Source organism: Shewanella sp. MF05956, assembly GCF_059758055.1.
Genome location: NZ_JCAYNV010000009.1, coordinates 87,604 through 109,319, shown reverse-complemented (window position 1 = coordinate 109,319; position 21,716 = coordinate 87,604). Strand labels below are relative to the sequence as shown.

Here is a 21,716-nt window from a genome sequence, read left to right as displayed (position 1 = left end):
ACCATGTCGACCCTTATTGCTGACGCCACGCTATTAGGCCACGATATCAGCGAGTTTGTGCCGCATCGAGCGCCAATGATTTTGATTGATAAGCTACTCGAACATCAACCCGACACTCTGCTTACGGCTATCCATATTAGCGAAGCAAGCGCTTACTTTGACAACACAATCAATGGTGTGCCCAATTACGTCGGCATTGAATACATGGCGCAGAGCATTGCAGCATTAGCAGGCGTTGAAGCCAAGTTAAAGGGTGACAAAGTACGCGTCGGTTTTTTACTTGGAAGCCGTAAATTACAGATGCACATAGGCCATTTTATCCTTGGGCAAACCTATCACACCAAGGTGAGCCGCCTTTATCAAGAGCCTTCTGGTTTAGCGGTATTTGATTGCCAAATATTTCATCAAAACCATGTGGTCGCCTCGGCAAACGTCAATGTGTTTCAACCACTAAACACTCAAGCCTATATTAACGAAAACCAAACAGAACCTAGCAACTCATAATAATAAAACAGCACATCATGGAGAGACTTGTGACTAACAGAGTATTAATTACCGGCTCAAGCCGGGGGATCGGCAAGGCCATTGCCATTAAATTAGCCGAAAATGGTTTTGATATTGCGCTGCACTTTCACAGCAACCATAACGCTGCGGCAGAGGTACAACAAACACTCAGCGCCCTTGGCGTTAATGTGAGTTTATTACAATTTGATATCGGCGATCGTCCTGCTGTAAAACAAGCCATTGAAGCCGATATTGCCGAGCATGGTGCTTATTACGGGGTGATTTTAAATGCCGGCATAAACCGCGATACCGCCTTTCCCGCCATGACAGAAAACGAATGGGACAGTGTTATCCACACCAATTTAGACGGTTTTTACAATGTGATACACCCAACCATCATGCCAATGGTACAAGCCCGTAAAGGTGGACGCATTATTACCCTCGCATCGGTTTCGGGTATTGCCGGTAATCGCGGCCAAGTCAATTACAGCGCCTCTAAAGCAGGCATTATTGGTGCAACAAAAGCATTGTCACTTGAGTTAGCCAAACGCAAAATCACCGTGAATTGCATTGCTCCAGGGTTAATCGAAACCGACATGGTGAGTGATTTCCCCACCGATTTAGTCAACCAAATGGTGCCGATGAAACGCATGGGCAAACCCAATGAAATTGCCGGTCTGGCAAACTTTTTATTGTCTGATGATGCCGCATACATCACCCGCCAAGTTATCTCGGTCAATGGAGGCATGATATGAAGCGCGTAGTCGTCACTGGTATGGGCGGTATTTCGGCTCTCGGTCAGGACTGGCAACAGATTAAAGCCAGTTTATTAGCCAAGCATAATTGTGTTATTCGCATGGACGAATGGGATCGCTATCCTGACTTAAACACTCGCCTCGCGGCGCCCGTGCGTGATTTTGTAGTGCCATCACATTACTCACGTAAAAAAATTCGCTCCATGGGCCGGGTGTCACTCATGGCAACCCGCGCAAGCGAGCTGGCGTTAGAAGACGCAGGGTTGTTAAATGACCCGGTATTGAGCTCTGGCCAGGTTGGAGTCGCTTATGGCTCATCTACCGGCAGTACTGACCCGATTATGGGCTTTGGTGACATGCTTAAAACCGGCGAAATGTCGGGATTGACAGCTACCAGCTATATCAAAATGATGGCCCACACTACGGCGGTAAATATTGGGGTATTTTTTGGCTTACAAGGTCGTATTCATACCACAAGCAGTGCCTGCACCTCTGCCAGCCAGGGCATAGGTTATGCCTACGAAGCGATTAAATATGGTATGCAAACCATTATGTTAGCCGGCGGCGGTGAAGAGCTATGCCCAACAGAAGCGGTGGTATTTGATACTTTATTTGCTACCAGCACTCAAAATGATACTCCCGAACAAACCCCACGCCCATTTGACAGTCAGCGTGATGGTTTAGTCATAGGTGAAGGAGCCTGCACATTAATACTCGAAGAGTTAGAACATGCCCAAGCTCGCGGGGCAACAATCTATGCAGAGCTTGTTGGCTTTGGCACCAACTCTGATGGTCAACACGTGACTCAGCCAAATGCACACACCATGGAAGTGGCCATACGTTTAGCGTTAAAAGACGCTAAGCTGTCGCCGCAAGACATTGGTTACATCAGCGCGCACGGTACTGCGACAGACCGTGGCGACATTGCCGAAACCGCAGCAACGCATGCAGTTTTTGGTGCAAACACGCCAATATCATCACTCAAAAGTTATACCGGCCACACGCTTGGCGCCTGTGGCTCACTCGAAGCATGGACCAGTATCCAAATGATGAATGAAGGCTGGTTTGCACCAACATTAAACCTCAATGAAATTGACCCTGAATGCGGCAAATTGGATTATATCCAGGGCGATATTCGCCAGCTTGATACTCAATACATCATGAGCAACAATTTTGCCTTTGGTGGCATCAATACTTCACTGATTTTTAAACGCTGGAACTAAGAAACTATTCTAAAAGGACGTAGCATGATAAAAAATGTAGCAAATATGGCAATTAGCGGATTACTGGTTGCTGTTGGGTTGTTGAGTGGGTTATTAAGCCCGCTAGTCAGTGCACAAGAACCGATAGTACAAGAACAGCAATACCAGGCGATTTTTCAAAGTGACAATCACGCTCAACAAATACAGGCCATTGAAACCTTAATTATTTCAGGGCCGCAAGATGTCGCCGTATATGATGCGATAGAAGCGTCACTTAAACAGAGTTTAACCAGCGCGACTGACAAACAGGCTATTGATTATTCATCTTGGCTTGCTAAAGGTTTAGGCTATTCTGGCAACGAAAAATATCGTGCTACGTTAAGCCAAATCGCCGAAGGTGATTACCATAAAAAATTACGTAAATATGCCAATGAAGGTATTACTAATATTAGCCAATACGTCATTTGGAATCCCATTTTGCACGCGCAAACGCATGTCGATTTAACGCCACGTTTAAATGCATACAGCAACGCTTTAGCCAGTGATGACCTGATATTAATCCGCATTGCCGCTAAGCGGATCATGTATGAACGAGAATATAGCGAGGTTATGTTAACTCAGCTTAGTGAACAATTAGCTCAGCCGCGCTTGCTGGACGACAGCCGTCTAGCCATTGATACCTATGCCTGGTTAGCCAAAGCCTTAGCCAGTTCTGGTAACGATAAGTTTAAACCGGTCCTTGAAGCAATGGCTAACAACGCAGACAATAAAAAACTGCGCAGCTACGCCCAAAAGTACTTAAAAACCTATTTTTAAGCGCTTATGCCAATATTTAGATGCTTCTATCTAAGATAAAATAAAAACAGATGTGAGCAGTCATGCTGACATCTGTTTTATTTCAAAGCCTATCTACTCTACACGCTACACTTTATAGGCAGCGGCCTTAGTTTGATAATCTTCGGTAATACGTTTCATTTCAACAGCACCAACCGCAAGCTTCTGCACTTGCTCAGATAACACCACCACTGCTTTGGCATTATCTAAAATCTCTGCACCAATTTGGTTGAGTTTATTGGCTTGCTCTTGAGTACCATTGGCAACATTGTTGCTTAAGGTAGAAACCTGGCCAATTTGCGCGGAACGCAAATCGAGTCCCTTAGCAATATTATTAGTATGCTGCACGTTTTCTGAAGTGCGCTTTCTGCCTTGATCCATCGACTCAACTGTTTTTAACATACTCACGTTTAGACGACTCAACACTTTTTCAATACCATCTGTAGATTGGCTCGTTCGTTGCGCTAGGGTACGAACTTCATCGGCAACCACTGCAAACCCGCGACCACTCTCACCGGCTCTAGCGGCCTCAATTGCCGCGTTCAGCGCTAGTAAATTAGTTTGGTCTGAAATGCTGCGAATAGCTTGCAGCAACGAGGTAATGGCCGCTACATCTTTGGTCAGTTCGGTTAAAGACTCTGTCACCTCTGTAGTATTGGTTTCCAGCAGTTGCATGTCTTTCATGATGCTAAGCGCACTTTGGCGGTCGCTAATGCTTGAACTTGCAGCATCTTTAGCTTGCTCTGCAGATAACTGGCTATCGTGAGCCATTTGCTGAAAATGGTCTATTACCACTTGCGTAGCATCGGCTATGACATGAGCTTGATGAGTTTGTTGCTCCACTGAACGCTGAGTCTTATCACTTAAATTCATTAAATTATCAGAGGTATTGGCCATTTTCGTAGCAATATCACGATAATCATGAAATAACTGCGACAACTCTTCGAGCATTAAATTAAACGACATTTCCGCTGGCGTGTCTGCTGATGGCAACCGAACGGACAAATCTTTATTGGCTGAAATGGTTTCAATCGCGCCAGCAATACGCTGGTTAGCCACGGCATCAGTGCGCATAAACAAGCCGATACGGATTAAAATAAAGGTCTCTACCGCAGCAAATAATGCATGGATCAACACAATGGTCCAATTACATTCACCGGCAAAAATCATCACTGGCGTATCAAATAAACTGACACCTTGCAGTTGGATATAGGTCAAGCCAACATGATGCACCGCAACGGTTAATAATGCTGCCAGCAAGGGTTGCCAGCGTAAATAAATCAAAAATACACCCATAGAAGCAAAAATATGGAAGTGCATCTCAAGCATGCCCATCTGGCTTTGAATCAACAACCCAGAAACGGTCATCATAATCACCGCCCCCACAATGGCAAATAACTCAGTGCCTTTTAATAAGCTGTAACTTAACTGCACTAAGACTAGAATCGCAATCGCAGCGATAGTGCTAAATGTCAGCATTTTCGCGCCAAAAAAGCCACTCATAAACAGCAGTGGCCCTTGTAGCATTAATATTTGGTAAATATATGAATCATGCTTCTTTAACAGCGTTGTTGTTTGGTTATCATTCATAAACAGGCCTACATTTCAGATGAAATAATGTGCTTAAGCTCATGCAGCATTTTGGGTGTTGAAAGCTGCTTAGCCGTGTATATTCTTGCAAGTTGCCCATCCGGGGACACTAAAAACAGTTTACCAACATGGTTTATGCTGGTGAGTTCATGATTGATATTTTCAGACAATCGCCTATCTAATCGCTGTAACTGCTCATCAGATAATGACGCGCTCACAAAGCGAGGAGATCGATCATCAATTAAACTTTTACGCACTTCGGGGGTATCGTTGTCAGGATCAATCGTTACAAACATAAATTGCACCTCAGCCCCAGTAAACAAAGCATCCTGCTGTATGTGTTGCTCCAATTGAATCATTTGTTGGACCCGTATCGGACAAATTTCAGAGCACGATAAAAAGCCTAAAAATAAGTATGTATATTTACCCGCGGACGCAGGAAATCGATGCGATTGCTGTTCAGCATCTTGCCAAGTAAAGCGTAATTGCTGGTGGTCGTTAATATTAATGCCGTAGGATTCACTGCCTTGATACCATTGGCTTAACACCATAAGTATAGGGATCATTCCTAAGCAAATACAAATTAAAACCGACGCTATAACCACTTTTTTTAATTGCATAGGTTAACGCCTTTTTGTGTCAAAGGACCCACTAACTCAACAATATAATGATAGCTGGATTTACACAAATACAATGGGTCAGCAAGATAGAAATATTTTGATTAGGCAGTGAGTTGAGATTGATATATTTCCAGCAATATATCTGAACGCTCAATACGTTGCAGATAACAACTTGGATCAACACAAGAGAGAGTAATATAAAAAAGTGGGTAGGTTAGCCAATAAAAACGCCCAAATCGTTTAGATTTGGGCGTTATGCGTAGGTCAAGATGATTGAATTACAAGGTAATCGCGTCGATAGCCTGTTTAGCCTGGCTAATACCCGCTTCGGCCGCATCAGGGCCCATATTCAATGCTTCGGCGTATACGGTTTCAACATTAGTAATACCAATAAAGCCAAGTACGGTAGTTAAATAAGGCACCACGTGATCTGTACTTCCGCCTTTATGTGCGCCGCCACGCGTAGTGACAATAATCGCACGCTTACCCTCAATTAATCCTACAGGGCCTTTATCGGTATAGGCAAATGTCACACCCGCGCGCGCGATAAAATCGATCCAACTTTTTAAGGTTGTCGGAATACTAAAGTTATACATTGGTGCGGCTATCACAATCGTGTCATGGGCTTTGATCTCAGCGACTAATTCGTCCGACAATATCAAAGCGGCTTGTTGGCGCTCAGATAAATTGTCGCCGCCACGTAAACCTGCAGCAATCTCGCCATCTAACATCGGCACTGGGTTGCTACCTAGGTCACGAGTTGTTATCTCAGCACCTTGTGCACTCCACTGCTGAGTTGCATAGTCAACAAGTGCTGAAGATTGAGAGTATTCGCCTAAAATGCTCGATTTTAACATGAGTACTTTTGTCATCGTTTATTCCGCCTACTAGGTTAAGTTTATTCAGTGAGGTCTCTACATAATCGACCAATGACATCAGTATATTGAACGATAAAAAAGAAAAAAAGCGGATAAATGTAGCAATAAGGTTCGATTAATTAGAAAGGTTTACTCAGGCATCACTTTAGGTAAAGACACATAATGACCCGTAAAAGCAGCACACAGCTGTTCGTTACAATATAGTCCGACCTCTAATGTGACCTTAATCCGCTTGCCATCAGCTAAACCAGACATATCAGTATTCGGCCAAATCACTTTCGCAATGGGGTCGGCCGTAATAGGTTTGATGTACTTTACGTTGGCATCAGCTAATACAATGTCCCCTTGTAGCGTTAAACGTTGTTGTTGCAACCACACCATGCCCCAGCCTGTTAGGGTCATTAGCGTATAAATGCTGCCAGCAAACATAGTGTTATGCAGATTAATATTTGGGGTTAATGGCGCGGTGACCTGTAATTCAGTGCCACTAAAGCTGAGCGGCTTAACCTGCATAAACTGGCTTAAAGGAATGGTGCTATGCCATGTATTTTGTAATTGAGATAACAGTTCGCTAAAACCACTACCGATTGGCATTACATTGTCTTGTGACATTACCACTCCTTATCGTCTATGCCTTATTTAAAAGTTAAACCTGCAAATTAAAGGTCACTGGGCCGTCGTTGAGTAATTCAACTTGCATGTCGGCACCAAATTGACCCGTTTGAGTTTCAATGCCTTGTTGGCGGCAAAAATCCACAAAATCAAGATACAATTGCTTAGCTTGCTCTGGGGTGGCTGCACACGAAAAACTTGGCCTTAAGCCTCGCCCAGTGTCTGCTGCCAAAGTAAATTGCGATACCACGAGTAGCTGACCGCCCACTTGCGACACATTAAGGTTCATTTTGCCGTCATCATCGCTAAACACGCGATACTTCATGACCTTAGTTGCCAGCTTTGCCATTTTTTCAGCATCATCTTCGCGCTCAACACCCAGTAATACCAGTAACCCTTGATCAATTTTACCGATCACTTCGTCATCAACCGTAACAGACGCACGCTTGACGCGTTGAATTAATGCAATCATAAAATCCTAATAACCTTAAATAAGAGGTAAAACATAATGCCATGGAATATCCCATGTCGCGCGATACAAATATCACGCAAAATAGCCCGGCTAATTATCTATCATCAAAAAGAATTAAGACTTATCCACCGTTGAATCAGCGACTGCTTTGGCCTGTGACTGATTTAATGTCATCACGGGATCATGCACATTCATCTTTTGGGCATTATCATCTTCGATCGAGGCTTCACCTTCGGTAAAGATTTCTGCTTTCATCTCTTCTGCAATCAACGCTAAGCTGTCTAAATATTCAGGTAATGCGGCGGTAATTTCAGCACCCAGTAACACGATCATCCACGATAGATATACCCATACAAATAAAATAGGGATAACTGCTAAAGCACCGTAAATCGCTTCGTAACTAGGGAATTGCGTCACATAAAATGCAAAACCTTTTTTACCGGCTTCAAAGAGTACCGCCGCCACAATAGCTCCGAGTAGCGCATGTAAAAAACGCACCTTTTGGTTAGGCACCACCATATATAATAATAAAATAGAGGCCACAGAAAACAACAATGGGATCCGCTCTACAATCCACGGCACAATGCCTGAAAGCTCTGTGCCAGTCACCACTTCTAGTGACACCACATAAGACGTCGCCACTAAGCTTGCACCAATAAGTACAGGGCCCAAAGTGAGCACCATCCAATACATTGAAAATGACACCACATATGAGCGTTTTTCGCTAATTCGCCAAATGTTATTCAACGCTTTGTCGATGGCCGATATCAACATAATGGCGACAAACACTAATGCGATAATACCAACAAAGGTCCCCTTAGAAGCGTTTGCGACAAACTCGTTGATATACACTTGCACCGTGTCGCCGGCGGCAGGAATAAAGTTGTTATAAATAAACCCTTCAATCTTACCTCTAATACCCTGGAATACCGGAAAAGCCGATAACATCGACATAGTCACGGCCACCATCGGCACTAACGACAACAAGGTGACATAGGCCAAATGGCCCGCACGGATATTAATTTGGTCGTCGGCGAGGCGTTGTTTTAGGTGCAGTAAGAACTGGCCAATACCAGTGAAAAACTCGACGAATGGTCTAAAATCAAACTTCTTGGGCATAATAATCCTTATTTCATAGTCCGTTAGTAGAGATAACATTTGTATTAAGCCACTAACTTCGTACAATGTTATAACATATTAGTGCTAAAAGAATGGAGCAAATTGATGTCTCAGCAAGGTTCGGCGGGTAATGTCCTCGCAGCAGTAGCAAGTTTATTTTTCCCAGGCCTAGGGCAACTTTTACAAGGACGCATTTTAGCGGCATTGTTATTTTTCTGTATTACGGCGGTATGCTACTTCTTTTTCGTATTAGTCATTCCCGCCATTATTGGTGGCCTGTTCCATTTATGGAGCATTATCGACGCTGCAAAATTTAAATCAGGCAGTTAATCAAATCTGATCGTTAACCTTTTTAAGGTTACGTTCAACTCAAACAATAAAAAGAGACACATTGATGAAAAAATGGATATCACTGGCACTATTAAGTAGCAGTTTACTGTTGAGCGGTTGTCAAAGCGCCTATTACGGTGCCATGGAAAAAGTCGGCTATCACAAGCGCGACATTATGGTTGATCGTGTTCAAAATGCCAAAGAGTCACAAGAAGAAGCACAAGAGCAATTCAGTTCAGCACTCGAAGAAATGCAAGCTTTACTGGCTTTTGATGGCGGCGATTTAGAAGACGCCTACAACAAAGCCAAAGATGAATATGAGTCGGCACAAACTGCGGCGGATGAAGTCACAAATCGTATTGGTAAAGTGGAAGATGTCGCCGATGCATTATTTGAAGAATGGCAAGATGAAATCACCGAGATAAGCAAAGCCAGCTTACGCCGCAATAGCACCAACAAACTGAACGAAACCAAGCGCGCTTATACTTCATTAGTGAGAGGCATGCGCCGTGCAGAAGCTAAAATGCCACCGATTTTAACCGCCATGAAAGACAATATGCTCTATCTAAAGCATAACTTAAATGCTCAAGCAATTGGTGCGATTAAAGGTGAATTTGCTAGCTTACAAACTGACATTTCAAGCTTAATTAATGAAATGAACAAGTCGATAGAAGAGTCGAACAAGTTTATTGCGTCAATGGAGCAAGGTTAGTCGCTCTCTCTAGCATCATTAGGTATTAGGTATTAGGTAATTTGAGTATTGGCTATGTAAGCACGTCGAGCATAGCCAATATAATCAATAACTGACTACTCTATCGGCGATGCGTCGACTGGCAGTACGTTATGACTAAATATTTGTTTTAACACTACTGTGGTTTCAATATTAGACACGTACTTTAAGTTACCCAAAGACTTTTTAATGAACTGCTCGTAGGTCACTAAGTCTTTGGCGACTATCTTTAATAAATAATCGTGCGATCCTGTAACGACAGAGCACTCCATTACCGCAGGTAATTGCGCTACCGTACTCTCAAATAATGCTGTTGATTCATCTGAATGCTCACTCAAGCGCACTGATGCGTACACCACGACACTTAAGCCCACTTTTGCAGGATCTACCTGGGCACCATAGCCTACAATGACTTTATCAAGTTCAAGCTTTTTGACTCGACGCAAACAAGGCGTATCTGACATATTTACTTTGTCGGCTAATTCAGAAACCGCCATTCGGCCATGACGCTGTAATATTTCTAATAGCTTTAGGTCTTTCTTATCCATTAAACAGATCGCTTTTTTAGTCAGAATCAAATGAGTGATTAATTATATAAATATCATATTTTTGAGTGAAATCCTCTACAAATCGTACTTAAGCACAAAAAAATCACGCCACTAAACCCAATTATACCTTCGACATTCTGGCTACCAACAAAAATGCCATGAAGTAATCTTCATGGCATTGGTATTACCTGCAGGCATTAATCGTATTAACAGCCATCAATATCCACTTCTACAAGCGGTTGCTCACCTGCAGCTAAGGGTTGTGAGTAACGAATTTCACATTTATTTGTTTCATAATCGGCATTAGGACGAATACGTAAGCCATCACGATCATTTATGGTATTTATAGTGATTGTTGTAATGTTAAATTCACCACCGTTATTGTTGTCGGTAATGTTAATCATTCTTGCAATGCCTGCTTCAGTGTGACGTGGATAACCATAAGCGAGCGTAATCGATTGGCCTTGTACCTTAATACTGTTACCTAGACCATTCCCCGTTCCGGCTTTAGCAGTTTCATCGCAACTGGGACTAATCACACATGCTGAATACACCATGGTTTTACCGCTACTAATGGCGGCAGCAACACCTTGCATTGCACTGGCATAAGCATCACTTTTTAAACTAATAAATTTAGGGGCTGCAACAACCGCTAAAACACCCAAAATAATGATCACCACCACTAACTCGATTAGAGTAAAGCCATTGGGTTTGGTTTGCGCACGACGAGAGATTGTTGCGAGTCGACTCATTTTGTAATCACAATCCTTAATCTAAATACGTTAAGTGCATAACTGACTTTATCATTAATTCTATCGTTATTTTTGCATGGGTGCGATGACTAACACGCATGCATGATTTGGTCTTTACCTGCATGCTTAGCTTGATACATGGCAACGTCTGCACGATGAATAAGGCTGTCTGTATCGGTATCGACACCATCGTATTGAGCAATACCAATACAGGCGCTAACGTTTAACTGGTGACCGTCTATTTTATAAGGCTGCTTAATTATTTCTAATACCCGTTTAGCCTTGCGGTTAACAATATCACACTGGTTATCGTGCTGTAAAAGTAACACAAACTCATCGCCACCATAGCGAGCTAAAATATCACCAAACTCAAGACTGGCCGCAACCTTTTGCCCAATACTGATCAACAGACTGTCACCGATGCCATGGCCATAAGTATCATTAATCATTTTAAACCCATCTAAATCGATAAATAAAAGGGAAAATGGTTGTTTTGCATTAATACGTTGCTGGATGGTATTTCTAATCGACATACGATTAGCTAACCCTGTCACTTGGTCATGATTAGCTAAATGCAATGCTTCGGCTTGAGCCTGGGCTAAATCAGCGGTTTTATCTTTTACACGTTGCGCTAACTCTGCCTGACTACTAATAACTTGCTTCGACATGTAATGAAAACTGTCAAACAAGGTCACAAACTCGGTGGTTTCAATACGCTGCTTAGTCCAGGGGGTGAGTTGAGTTTGCTGCTTGGCTAAAGCACATGCTTGAGCGGTAAGTGCAGCAATCGGTCGCGTGATCAATCCGGTCATCCACCAGCTTAGTAGTAAACAAGCAAAAAACGATAGGGAGGCAACCCATAAAATGGTATTAATTTCAGATTCTGCTCGAGCATACAATTCATCCAATGGTTGCGGGATCATTACTCCCCACCCCGTTGTAGGCACAATAGTATAAGCCGCTATCATATCCTGCTTAACAGCCGGAGAATAAAACTCCATCACACCAGTATTGCCGGCCATCATTTGTTTCACAATGTTGACTTTAGACAAACTTTTACTGTTTGCTTGCCACTCTTTATTCGGGTGAGCCAACACATTACCTTGGCGATCGACAATAGCAGCATGGCCTTTTTTGCCAAATTTAACCGCAGACTGCAATAAACCAATAAATGCAGGATTCATTACCGCCAACCAGATACGTTTCTGGTTATCTTGACGGATCATATACAAAGTTGGATTCGCGACACCGAATTTATGCACGTCAGTAAACGTTGCGCTAGATAATTGAGAAAGATCAAAAACATTATCACCCTCGATTAACGATAAAGGCTGTGATTGTGCGGGACCAAATAACACGTTGACGAGCTGGCCTTGAGCGTTATATTCACCAACAGACTCAACATCAATGTCTTTAAAAAGTGAAATAAATTCGGAGGAAATTTGCTGTTTAATAACAGAATCAGTGGCGCGATTAAATATCGATAACGCGTCGACACTATAGCGGTCTAGTGCTTGTGATAAGTTTTTTGCTAACAATAAATGTTTGTCATGAACTGTTCGATATTCATTATCGAGCGCATTATGGCTGGTCCACAACGCTAAAACACAAATAGGTATCAAAGACACCAAGGTCATCGCAATTAATAACAAATACCTAAATGATAATTTCATCTAATTCTCATATGCAGAACTTTTGAGCAATACAATGGCAGGGGAAATATTGCCGTGCGGAAAAATACGAACGCAACACCTTAGACACATCTGTTTACATTTGCAACATACTGTATAACAAAAAACCCCGATAATTGCTTATCGGGGTTGGGTATTTTGCAATACTGAATCGTTTATAAAAACCGACTCATTATAGGCTGTAATACATCTCAAACTCTAATGGGTGAGTAGTACGTGCAACACGCTCAGCTTCACCTTTCTTAATTGCGATATAAGATTGGATGAAGTCTTCACTGAATACGCCACCTTTAGTTAAGAACTCATGATCAGCTTGTAGATTCTCAAGAGCATTTTCTAAAGACGTTGCTACTTGTGGGATCTCAGCCGCTTCTTCAGCAGGTAAGTCATACAAGTCTTTATCCATTGCTTCACCTGGGTGGATCTTGTTTTGAATACCGTCAAGACCAGCCATTAATAGTGCCGCAAAACCTAAGTATGGGTTTGCATGTGGATCAGGGAAACGCGCTTCGATACGACGACCTTTAGGGCTTGGTACCACTGGAATACGAATTGATGCACTACGGTTACGTGCTGAGTAAGCTAACATAACTGGCGCTTCAAAATGCGGCACTAAACGCTTATAAGAGTTAGTGCTTGGGTTGGTGAATGCGTTCAATGCACGAGCGTGCTTGATAATACCACCAATATAGAACAAGGCCATTTCGCTTAAGCCAGCGTACTTGTCACCCGCGAATAAGTTAACACCGTCTTTTGATAATGACTGATGCACGTGCATACCGCTACCGTTGTCGCCAACGATTGGTTTTGGCATAAATGTCGCTGTCTTTCCATAAGCGTGAGCCATGTTATGAACAACGTATTTTAGAATTTGGATTTCATCTGCTTTTTTAGTCAAAGTGTTAAAACGTGTAGCGATTTCGTTTTGACCCGCTGTAGCCACTTCATGGTGATGTGCTTCAACAACTTGACCCATTTCTTCAAGCACTAAACACATTGCTGAACGTAAGTCTTGTGATGAATCGACAGGCGCGACTGGGAAGTAACCCCCTTTAACCATTGGACGGTGACCTGTGTTGCCATCTGCATAGCTAGTGCCTGAGTTCCAAGCCGCTTCTTTTGCGTCGATTTTAACGAAACAACCTGACATATCAGTGCCAAAACGCACGTCGTCGAATAAGAAGAATTCTGGTTCTGGACCAATCAATACGGTGTCAGCGATACCAGTAGACACAAGGTATGCTTCTGCTTTTTTAGCAATTGAACGTGGGTCACGGTCATAACCAGTCATAGTGCCTGGCTCTAAAATATCACAGCGAATAAGGGCTGTTGTTTCTTCGGTAAATGGGTCTAAAACGAATGTTGTTGGATCAGGCATTAATACCATGTCTGATTCATTGATGCCTTTCCAACCTGTAATTGAAGAACCATCAAACATTTTGCCGTCTTCAAAAAAATCTTCATTTACTTGATGAGATGGAATAGAAACATGCTGCTCTTTACCTTTAGTGTCGGTAAAGCGCAAATCAACAAACTTAACTTCTAACTCTTCAAGTTGCTTTAAAACTGATTCAACTGACATTCTTAAGCCTCCGGTAGGGTAAAGGGTTGTCCCTTAATATAATCTTGGTATTCGCCAGATGGTGCATCTGGAAAACGAATTTTCATTTTTACGATTACTGCCATTAAAGCGATAATCATGCCAACTAGTTAACCTTTTGATTTTGTTAATTTTGAAAATATCAAAGATCAACAAAACAAACGCTTCGCACCAATCTTGTGCACCACTATGTTTCAATGTGGTGCAAAAGTCCATTGTGGTGCATATGCAAATTGATAAAGTTTTAGCCACTGTCACATTTGTGTATGACAAGCTTGTTACTATGACTTAAATAAAGGTTTTAACGTGTTTTTTGAGCTCGAGCAAGCTGAAAAAATTGATGTGTTCAAAAATAATCCTATCTACAAAAGCCGTGCTGAAGTAGAATGGCACGCTTTTTTATGGTGTCTATGATTATTCAGTCGCTATAAAGCCCCCTTTTTTTGTTTGCTGGTTTAGAGGTTTATCCGTGTTAGAGAATTTACGTAACATCGCCATTATTGCCCACGTTGACCATGGCAAAACAACCCTGGTTGATAAAATGTTGGCGCAGTCAGGAACCCTTGCATCTCGTGGAGAAGCTACTGAGCGGGTTATGGATTCTAACGATCTTGAAAAAGAACGTGGGATCACCATTCTGGCAAAGAATACTGCCATCCAGTGGAACGACTACCGCATCAATATCGTAGACACTCCTGGCCACGCTGATTTCGGTGGTGAAGTAGAACGTGTTCTATCTATGGTTGATTCAGTATTACTATTGGTTGATGCAGTTGATGGCCCAATGCCACAAACTCGCTTTGTAACCAAAAAAGCGTTCGCTCAAGGCCTTAAGCCAATTGTTGTTATTAACAAAATTGACCGTCCAAGTGCTCGTCCAGATTGGGTTATTGACCAAGTATTCGATTTATTCGTTAACTTAGGTGCTACTGACGAACAGTTAGATTTCCCTATTGTTTATGCTTCTGCGTTAAATGGTTTCGCGACTTTAGATCCAGAAGACACTAGCACTGACATGACGCCGCTATTCCAAACCATCGTTGAGAAAGTGTCTTTCCCAGACGCAGATGCAGAAGCGCCATTCCAAATGCAAATTTCTCAAATCGATTACAACTCATACGTGGGTGTTATCGGTATTGGCCGTATTACTCGTGGTAGCGTTAAGACTAACCAACAAGTGACCATTATTGGTGCTGACGGTAAGAAACGTAACGGTAAAATGGGCCAGGTATTAGGTTACATGGGTCTAGACCGCACTGAAGTTGAAATCGCTAACGCGGGCGACATCGTTGCTATTACAGGTTTAGGCGAGCTTAAGATTTCTGACACAATTTGTGCAGTGAATGCAGTAGAAGCAATGCCACCGTTAACGGTTGATGAACCAACACTAACGATGACATTCCAAGTAAACACTTCTCCGTTCGCGGGTAAAGAAGGTAAGTATGTAACTTCACGTAACATTCTTGAGCGTTTACAAACTGAATTAGTTCACAACGTAGCATTACGTGTTGAAGAAACAGACAGCCCAGATCGTTTCCGCGTATCAGGCCGTGGTGAATTACACTTATCGATTTTAATTGAAAACATGCGTCGTGAAGGTTATGAATTAGCCGTATCTCGTCCAGAAGTTATTCTAAAAACAATCGATGGTGAGCTATGTGAACCATACGAAACCGTAACAGTTGACGTTGAAGAAGATCATCAAGGTACCGTAATTGAAAAATTAGGTACACGTAAAGCTGAAATGAAAGACATGCAACTTGACGGTAAAGGTCGTGTCCGTATCGACTTCATTATCCCAAGCCGTGGCTTAATTGGTTTCCAAACTGAGTTCTTAACTGCTACTTCAGGTACTGGTTTGATTTATCACTCATTTGATCACTACGGTCCACATAAAGGCGGTGACATCGGTCAACGTGCTAACGGTGTATTGATTTCAAATGCTACAGGTAAGTCATTAACGTTCGCACTATTCGGTTTACAAGACCGTGGTCGTCTGTTTATTGGCCACGCGGCCGAAGTATACGAAGGTCAAGTAGTGGGTATCCATGCTCGTGCTAACGATTTGACAGTTAACTGTCTTAAAGGCAAGCAGCTAACCAACATGCGTGCATCTGGTACTGACGAAGCTCAAGTACTGACTCCACCAATCAACCTGACTCTTGAGCAAGCGCTTGAGTTCATCGATGATGACGAGTTAGTAGAAGTAACGCCTAAGAACATTCGTGTTCGTAAGAGATTCTTAACTGAAAACGAACGTAAGCGTAATAACCGCAGCTAATTCTATTCAGTAAAAATACTTAGCCCAGATAATTATCTGGGCTTTTTTATGTCTGCATGAAAACATTTAACTAGGAAGTTTAATTAAAAATCTGTAATACTCATCGACAATATTTAACATTAATTAGGAGTCGATATGAGTATGTTGCAACATGTCAGTGTGGCAAAACAGGCCAACGTGTATTTTAATGGCAAGGTCACTAGCAGAAGCGTGTTGTTTACTGATGGCAGCAGACAAACTTTGGGTGTGGTACTTCCGGGTGAATATGAGTTTTCTACTGCTGAAGGTGAAATCATGCAAGTGACTTCTGGTGAATTCGAGGTGTTATTGCCCGGCGAAACAGACTGGAAAGCATTCGGCGCAGGTAGCCAATTTGAACTTGCACCAAATGTGAGCTTTAGCCTTCGCACGAGTCAAATATCAGAATACTGCTGTCATTATATCTAGCGGTAAATCTAGCGTATTGTCAGATCAGCTTAATCACGACAGATTAAGCTGATTTTTTAATAAAAAGCGTCTACTCTATGAAAATATTGATTTTCAAGGAGTTCAACATGCGTCTTATCTTACTTATTGGTTTGCTTATCCTTAGCGCCAACAGCCTCGCTACCGTTTATCGCTGGGTAGATGAGAATGGTAAAGTACATTATTCTGACGAACCAAAAACTAACGCAGAAGCCGTTGATCTTAACCAGAATACTCAAAATAGTATGACCATCAATACCCCACCTCAAGCCAGTGTTACACCTAAAGATGCCACACAAGTTAGCTATACAGTCACGATTATCTCACCGCAAGAAGAAGCCACCATTCGTGATAATAATGGTGACTTCAGCGTCAGTGTGAGCGTTGCACCAAAACTGCCAAAAGGCGCCAAAATGATATTATTAGTCGATGGCGTAGCCACTACTGAGCCACAAACCTCAGCAACATTTCAACTCAATGGTATTTTTAGAGGCGAACATAACATTGTTGTGAATGTAGTAACACAAAGCGGCAAAGTACTTGCATCTAGCTCTCCAAGAAAGGTATTTCTACATCAGGCATCAGTATTTGGACCAGCTAAAAAGTCTAGATAATAAAGACAAAAACTATAATATTCATTGAGTTAAAGTTGATGTTTAGGTTTTTAGTCTTGATTGCTGTTTGTGTGGAATAGGTTGCAGCCTGCACCAAATTGGTGCACCATGTTAGTGCAACCCCATATTAGGACGGCGAATGGACACAAATAACCTACTCAATCATTTAGTTACGGCAGTGCTGGTTATCAACACAGAGCTAAAACCGTGTTATGCCAACGCCGCGGCGGCGCAATTACTTGGGATAGGCAATCACAAACTACTTGAGCAAACTTTACCTGAGCTTTATCAATTAATGGGAGTAGAGCCACAACTACTTCGTGATGCCATTGCTGCTGGCCAAGGTTTAACCGTAAACACCGCAGCACTAATCACCCTTGACGGGCAGCATCATACGATTGATATCACTTTAGTGCCGATTGAAAATGACGCTAATCTGAGCATTTTAGAATTACGCCAAGTAGACCAACAGCGCCGAATTCATCAGCAATTAAATATGGATGCCCAGCAGCAGGCTGCACAGTTTTTAGTGCGTAATTTAGCTCATGAGATTAAAAATCCATTAGGCGGTCTGCGGGGCGCAGCGCAGTTACTTTCTCGAGAATTAACCTCACCGGATTTAAAAGAGTTCACCAGTTTAATCATTGAACAAGCCGATAGGCTGCGCAATTTGGTCGACCGACTTCTAGGACCTCAACGCCCAACCCAACACTCTGCGCATAGCATTCACCAGGTGGTGCAAAAAGTATTAAAGCTAGTGCAAATGGCACTGCCAGACAATATTAAACTCAAGCGAGATTACGACCCATCTATCCCAGATTTACAAATGGATCCGGATCAAATGCAGCAAGCGGTGCTCAATATAGTACAAAATGCGATTCAGGCATTGGAGCCTTGTGGCGGCGAAATTTTAATTAAGACCCGCACTCAGCATCAGGTCACCATTGGTACTCAACGCTATAAATTAGTCTTAGCACTGTCGATTATTGATAACGGCCCAGGCATTCCGCCCGACTTAATGGACACTCTTTTTTACCCTATGGTCACCGGTCGAGATGAAGGATCAGGCCTAGGATTATCGATTGCCCATAACATTGCCCGTTTACATGGCGGCCGTATTGATTGTGTTTCAGCACCAGGACACACCGAATTTATTATTAACCTGCCATTACAATAATTAGCATGCCCTTTATTGGCAGAATGAGGTTTTAACATGAACATAAGTGAACAAGTTTGGATCCTCGACGACGACAGCTCTATCCGTTGGGTATTAGAAAAAGCGCTCAAAGGTGCTTCATTGTCTACCGCAAGCTTTGCCGCTGCCGAATCGCTGTGGCAAGCATTAGAATCATCACAGCCACAAGTTATTGTGTCAGATATACGCATGCCAGGCACAGACGGTTTAACCTTACTCGACCGCTTACAGCTGCACTACCCGCATATTCCCGTCATCATCATGACAGCGCATTCAGATTTAGACAGTGCTGTGAGTGCCTATCAAGCTGGGGCTTTTGAATATCTGCCTAAACCCTTTGATATCGATGAAGCCATTAGCTTAGTTGAGCGCGCACTGACTCACGCCACCGAACAAACGCCAGTTGCCGCTGTAGACACTGCAGTCAAAACCCCAGAGATCATTGGTGAAGCGCCTGCAATGCAAGAGGTGTTTCGGGCGATTGGGCGCTTATCACGCTCATCGATTAGCGTGCTCATTAATGGCCAATCAGGCACAGGTAAAGAGTTAGTGGCTGGTGCATTGCACAAACATAGCCCACGTAAAGATAAATCATTTATTGCGTTAAACATGGCTGCAATTCCAAAAGACTTAATTGAATCAGAACTTTTTGGCCATGAAAAAGGCGCATTCACTGGTGCCGCTAATGTACGCCAAGGACGTTTTGAGCAGGCCAATGGTGGAACCCTGTTTTTAGATGAAATTGGTGATATGCCAATCGATGTACAAACTCGATTATTACGAGTGCTTGCCGACGGACAATTCTATAGAGTGGGTGGTCACCAAGCGGTAAAGGTTGATGTGCGAATTATTGCAGCCACCCATCAAGATCTTGAAGTGCTAGTGCAAAAAGGGACTTTCCGTGAAGATTTATTTCACCGTTTAAATGTCATTCGCGTGCACTTACCTCCGTTGTCACAACGCCGTGAAGACATTGCACAACTTGCCAACCATTTTTTAACTACAGCAGCGAAAGAAATTGGCGTAGAGCCTAAAATATTAACCAAAGAGACCGCTGTCAAACTGGCTAACCTACCTTGGCCAGGTAATGTCCGTCAGCTGGAGAATACTTGCCGCTGGTTAACTGTGATGGCATCTGGTCAAGAGATTTTACCGCAAGATTTACCCCCTGAGTTACTAAAAGATCCGGTCACAAGCCAACAAAAACATGCTGGCGCAAGTGATTGGCAAACGGCATTAACAGATTGGATAGACGAAAAGCTCACGGCGGGTGAAAGCGACTTGTTAACTGAGGTGCAGCCAGAGTTTGAACGAATTTTGCTTGAAACCGCACTACGTCACACCCAAGGCCATAAGCAAGAAGCGGCTAAGCGTTTAGGCTGGGGACGTAATACGTTAACACGTAAACTCAAAGAGTTATCGATGGACTAAATGTTATATGGTCGCTAGGTAACCCGCAAAAACATTTATGATTAAGGGTAGACCGGACTCAACGGAAAATTAAACCTATATATTACATGGCATTATGATTTTTTCAGTACAAATGTGAGTATCTGCTCAAATTTATAATTAATTTTTATCTTATTCTATTAGCGGTACATGCAAATGCTATTGCGAGTGCTAGAATGAACAATCAATAAGGCGATAGTGGCTTGTCCCAAGTGCAAGGATAGATTTTGGATTTTGATGCTCAATATGGTGTGGTCATCCACCAAGATTTTATTCCGAGGCATGCGGATGATACTTATGCGAAAATTTTTGGCTATGAAAATGCGCAAGAAATTCTCGCATTAAAGAGTATTTTGGAGTTAATCGACCCTGAGTCGCAAGACATTGCCGCGCACACTTATTACGCATTAATGAGTGGTATCGAAAAACCACAAGTTCGTAGCTACATTAATCGAAATCGCCTTGGCGAAGTCATGAATGTACTTGCCATTGAGCATATTGTTGAATGGCAAGGGCGCCCTGCACTGCAGATTACCATTGTGAACTTAACCCAATCACTTCAGCTGCAACAATCATTACAACAAAGCGAATATCGTTACCGAGCCTTGCTTAATGGCTCTGTACAAGGCGTGTTAATACACCACAGATTTAGTCCGCTTTTCTGTAATCAGGCATTAGCCACTATTCTTGGTTATCCTAATCCACAAAGTATTATGACGTTACCGTCCATGTTGGATTTTGTTGACCCAGCCTATCGAGAACGACGTCAACAAGCGCTTGAAAATCTATTCAATCACAAAATGATGCCATCAGCGGTGGAAATAAAATGCCTACACTACAGTGGCAAACCAGTGTGGATAAAATTGATGGAAACGGTCATCGACTGGAATGGTAAACCAGCGATTCAAGTCACCATGACTGACATCACCGAAGCATATTTACTCAAAGAAAAGTTTGAGCAACAGATTCATTTAGACTATCTCACAAAAACCCTTAATCGCCGCGGGATAACATTAGCAGGTAAAGCTTTATTGCTCGATAACACCTTGCCACATAATCACTTCTATTGCGTATTAATGGCGTTAGATGAGTTAAAACAAATCAACCATTTGTTTGGCCATGAAACCGGTGATAAGGCATTAATCCATTTTGCTCAACAATGCCAAAGCAGGTTAGCCGATGCCGACTTACTGGGCCGTTGGAGTGGTGATGAGTTTATTGCCATTATTCGAGCAAGTAGCAATAGTATTGCCAGAAATGTAGCCGAAAGCATTCGTCACAGTATTGATAGCACTGATTTAGTAGACCCAGAAACGGGTAAACACCTTCGTTTTAGTGCGTGTGTTGGCGTGTCGAAATGGCAAGAAAATGACACCCTAGACGAGTTAATTTTACGAGCGGACTCTGCACTAGAGCTGGCTCGTTCGCAAATAACCAACCAACTTGTGATGGTTTAACGTATTAAACCTACCGTG

General features: G+C 42.7%; 22 protein-coding genes. 12 read left to right on the top strand and 10 right to left on the bottom strand.

The window, feature by feature from the left end; translation table 11 throughout:
• The first annotated feature begins 3 nt into the window (after positions 1–3).
• Genes AC19MX_RS11600 through AC19MX_RS11585 form a run of 4 tightly spaced genes read left to right on the top strand, consistent with a single transcriptional unit; the run spans position 4 to position 3,277 of the window.
• Positions 4–504, top strand: coding sequence for a hotdog family protein (locus AC19MX_RS11600; RefSeq protein WP_432400493.1), 501 nt, complete (start codon positions 4–6; stop codon positions 502–504).
• A 29-nt stretch (positions 505–533) separates the two neighbouring features.
• Positions 534–1,259, top strand: a complete 726-nt coding sequence (locus AC19MX_RS11595) for a 3-ketoacyl-ACP reductase FabG2 (protein ID WP_498298200.1) — start codon at positions 534–536, stop codon at positions 1,257–1,259.
• A complete protein-coding gene (locus AC19MX_RS11590) occupies positions 1,256–2,482 on the top strand; it encodes a beta-ketoacyl-ACP synthase (protein WP_498298198.1) in 1,227 nt (408 codons plus the stop codon). Before AC19MX_RS11595 ends, AC19MX_RS11590 begins: the two co-directional genes overlap by 4 nt.
• Before the next feature lie 24 nt (positions 2,483–2,506).
• Positions 2,507–3,277, top strand: coding sequence for a hypothetical protein (locus AC19MX_RS11585; RefSeq protein ID WP_498298197.1), 771 nt, complete (start codon positions 2,507–2,509; stop codon positions 3,275–3,277).
• Positions 3,278–3,382: 105 nt separating this feature from the next.
• Here AC19MX_RS11585 and AC19MX_RS11580 read toward each other — a convergent pair whose 3' ends face one another.
• The 6 genes from AC19MX_RS11580 to AC19MX_RS11555 all read right to left on the bottom strand — a co-directional run bounded on the left by AC19MX_RS11580 (position 3,383) and on the right by AC19MX_RS11555 (position 8,586).
• Positions 3,383–4,885: a methyl-accepting chemotaxis protein gene (locus tag AC19MX_RS11580; RefSeq protein WP_498298195.1), complete on the bottom strand. Its 1,503-nt coding sequence runs from the start codon at positions 4,883–4,885 to the stop codon at positions 3,383–3,385.
• Between the two features lie 8 nt (positions 4,886–4,893).
• On the bottom strand, positions 4,894–5,505 hold the full coding sequence (locus tag AC19MX_RS11575; protein ID WP_498298193.1) for an SCO family protein: 612 nt from the start codon (positions 5,503–5,505) through the stop codon (positions 4,894–4,896).
• A 278-nt stretch (positions 5,506–5,783) separates the two neighbouring features.
• Entirely contained in the window at positions 5,784–6,377 is a 594-nt protein-coding gene (locus tag AC19MX_RS11570) for an FMN-dependent NADH-azoreductase (RefSeq protein WP_498298191.1), read from the bottom strand.
• 135 nt (positions 6,378–6,512) lie between these two features.
• Positions 6,513–6,995, bottom strand: coding sequence for a thioesterase domain-containing protein (locus AC19MX_RS11565; protein WP_498298189.1), 483 nt, complete (start codon positions 6,993–6,995; stop codon positions 6,513–6,515).
• 34 nt (positions 6,996–7,029) lie between these two features.
• On the bottom strand, positions 7,030–7,467 hold the full coding sequence (dtd, locus tag AC19MX_RS11560) for a D-aminoacyl-tRNA deacylase (protein WP_432400510.1): 438 nt from the start codon (positions 7,465–7,467) through the stop codon (positions 7,030–7,032).
• A 114-nt stretch (positions 7,468–7,581) separates the two neighbouring features.
• A complete protein-coding gene (locus AC19MX_RS11555; protein WP_498298187.1) occupies positions 7,582–8,586 on the bottom strand; it encodes a virulence factor BrkB family protein in 1,005 nt (334 codons plus the stop codon).
• A gap of 105 nt (positions 8,587–8,691) precedes the next feature.
• On the opposite strand from AC19MX_RS11555, the gene AC19MX_RS11550 reads away from it, so the two are divergent.
• Entirely contained in the window at positions 8,692–8,916 is a 225-nt protein-coding gene (locus AC19MX_RS11550) for a hypothetical protein (RefSeq protein WP_011635820.1), read from the top strand.
• 64 nt (positions 8,917–8,980) lie between these two features.
• Positions 8,981–9,628, top strand: a complete 648-nt coding sequence (locus AC19MX_RS11545) for a DUF2959 domain-containing protein (RefSeq protein ID WP_432400514.1) — start codon at positions 8,981–8,983, stop codon at positions 9,626–9,628.
• 95 nt (positions 9,629–9,723) lie between these two features.
• Here the strand turns inward: AC19MX_RS11545 and AC19MX_RS11540 are convergent, their stop codons facing one another.
• The 4 genes from AC19MX_RS11540 to glnA form a co-directional block, all read right to left on the bottom strand.
• Positions 9,724–10,194: an Lrp/AsnC family transcriptional regulator gene (locus AC19MX_RS11540; RefSeq protein WP_432400516.1), complete on the bottom strand. Its 471-nt coding sequence runs from the start codon at positions 10,192–10,194 to the stop codon at positions 9,724–9,726.
• Positions 10,195–10,400: 206 nt separating this feature from the next.
• Positions 10,401–10,946 (bottom strand): type II secretion system protein, encoded by a 546-nt coding sequence (locus AC19MX_RS11535; protein ID WP_498298185.1) that lies wholly within the window; start codon positions 10,944–10,946, stop codon positions 10,401–10,403.
• Between the two features lie 89 nt (positions 10,947–11,035).
• On the bottom strand, positions 11,036–12,619 hold the full coding sequence (locus tag AC19MX_RS11530) for a PDC sensor domain-containing protein (RefSeq protein ID WP_498298183.1): 1,584 nt from the start codon (positions 12,617–12,619) through the stop codon (positions 11,036–11,038).
• 190 nt (positions 12,620–12,809) lie between these two features.
• Entirely contained in the window at positions 12,810–14,219 is a 1,410-nt protein-coding gene (glnA, locus tag AC19MX_RS11525; RefSeq protein ID WP_432400522.1) for a glutamate--ammonia ligase, read from the bottom strand.
• Between the two features lie 487 nt (positions 14,220–14,706).
• Between glnA and typA the strand changes: the two genes are divergently transcribed.
• From typA to AC19MX_RS11495, 6 genes are all read left to right on the top strand, one after another.
• Complete coding sequence (gene typA, locus AC19MX_RS11520) at positions 14,707–16,518, top strand: translational GTPase TypA (protein WP_498298181.1); 1,812 nt, start codon at positions 14,707–14,709, stop codon at positions 16,516–16,518.
• Between the two features lie 135 nt (positions 16,519–16,653).
• Positions 16,654–16,965: a pyrimidine/purine nucleoside phosphorylase gene (gene ppnP, locus AC19MX_RS11515; protein WP_498298179.1), complete on the top strand. Its 312-nt coding sequence runs from the start codon at positions 16,654–16,656 to the stop codon at positions 16,963–16,965.
• A gap of 107 nt (positions 16,966–17,072) precedes the next feature.
• Positions 17,073–17,597: a DUF4124 domain-containing protein gene (locus AC19MX_RS11510; protein WP_498298177.1), complete on the top strand. Its 525-nt coding sequence runs from the start codon at positions 17,073–17,075 to the stop codon at positions 17,595–17,597.
• A 139-nt stretch (positions 17,598–17,736) separates the two neighbouring features.
• On the top strand, positions 17,737–18,774 hold the full coding sequence (gene glnL / locus AC19MX_RS11505; protein WP_498298175.1) for a nitrogen regulation protein NR(II): 1,038 nt from the start codon (positions 17,737–17,739) through the stop codon (positions 18,772–18,774).
• 36 nt (positions 18,775–18,810) lie between these two features.
• The gene (gene glnG / locus AC19MX_RS11500) at positions 18,811–20,223 is read left to right on the top strand and encodes a nitrogen regulation protein NR(I) (RefSeq protein WP_498298173.1); all 1,413 of its coding nucleotides are present in this window, start codon (positions 18,811–18,813) and stop codon (positions 20,221–20,223) included.
• A 245-nt stretch (positions 20,224–20,468) separates the two neighbouring features.
• A complete protein-coding gene (locus AC19MX_RS11495) occupies positions 20,469–21,698 on the top strand; it encodes a sensor domain-containing diguanylate cyclase (RefSeq protein ID WP_498298171.1) in 1,230 nt (409 codons plus the stop codon).
• Positions 21,699–21,716 lie beyond the last annotated feature (18 nt).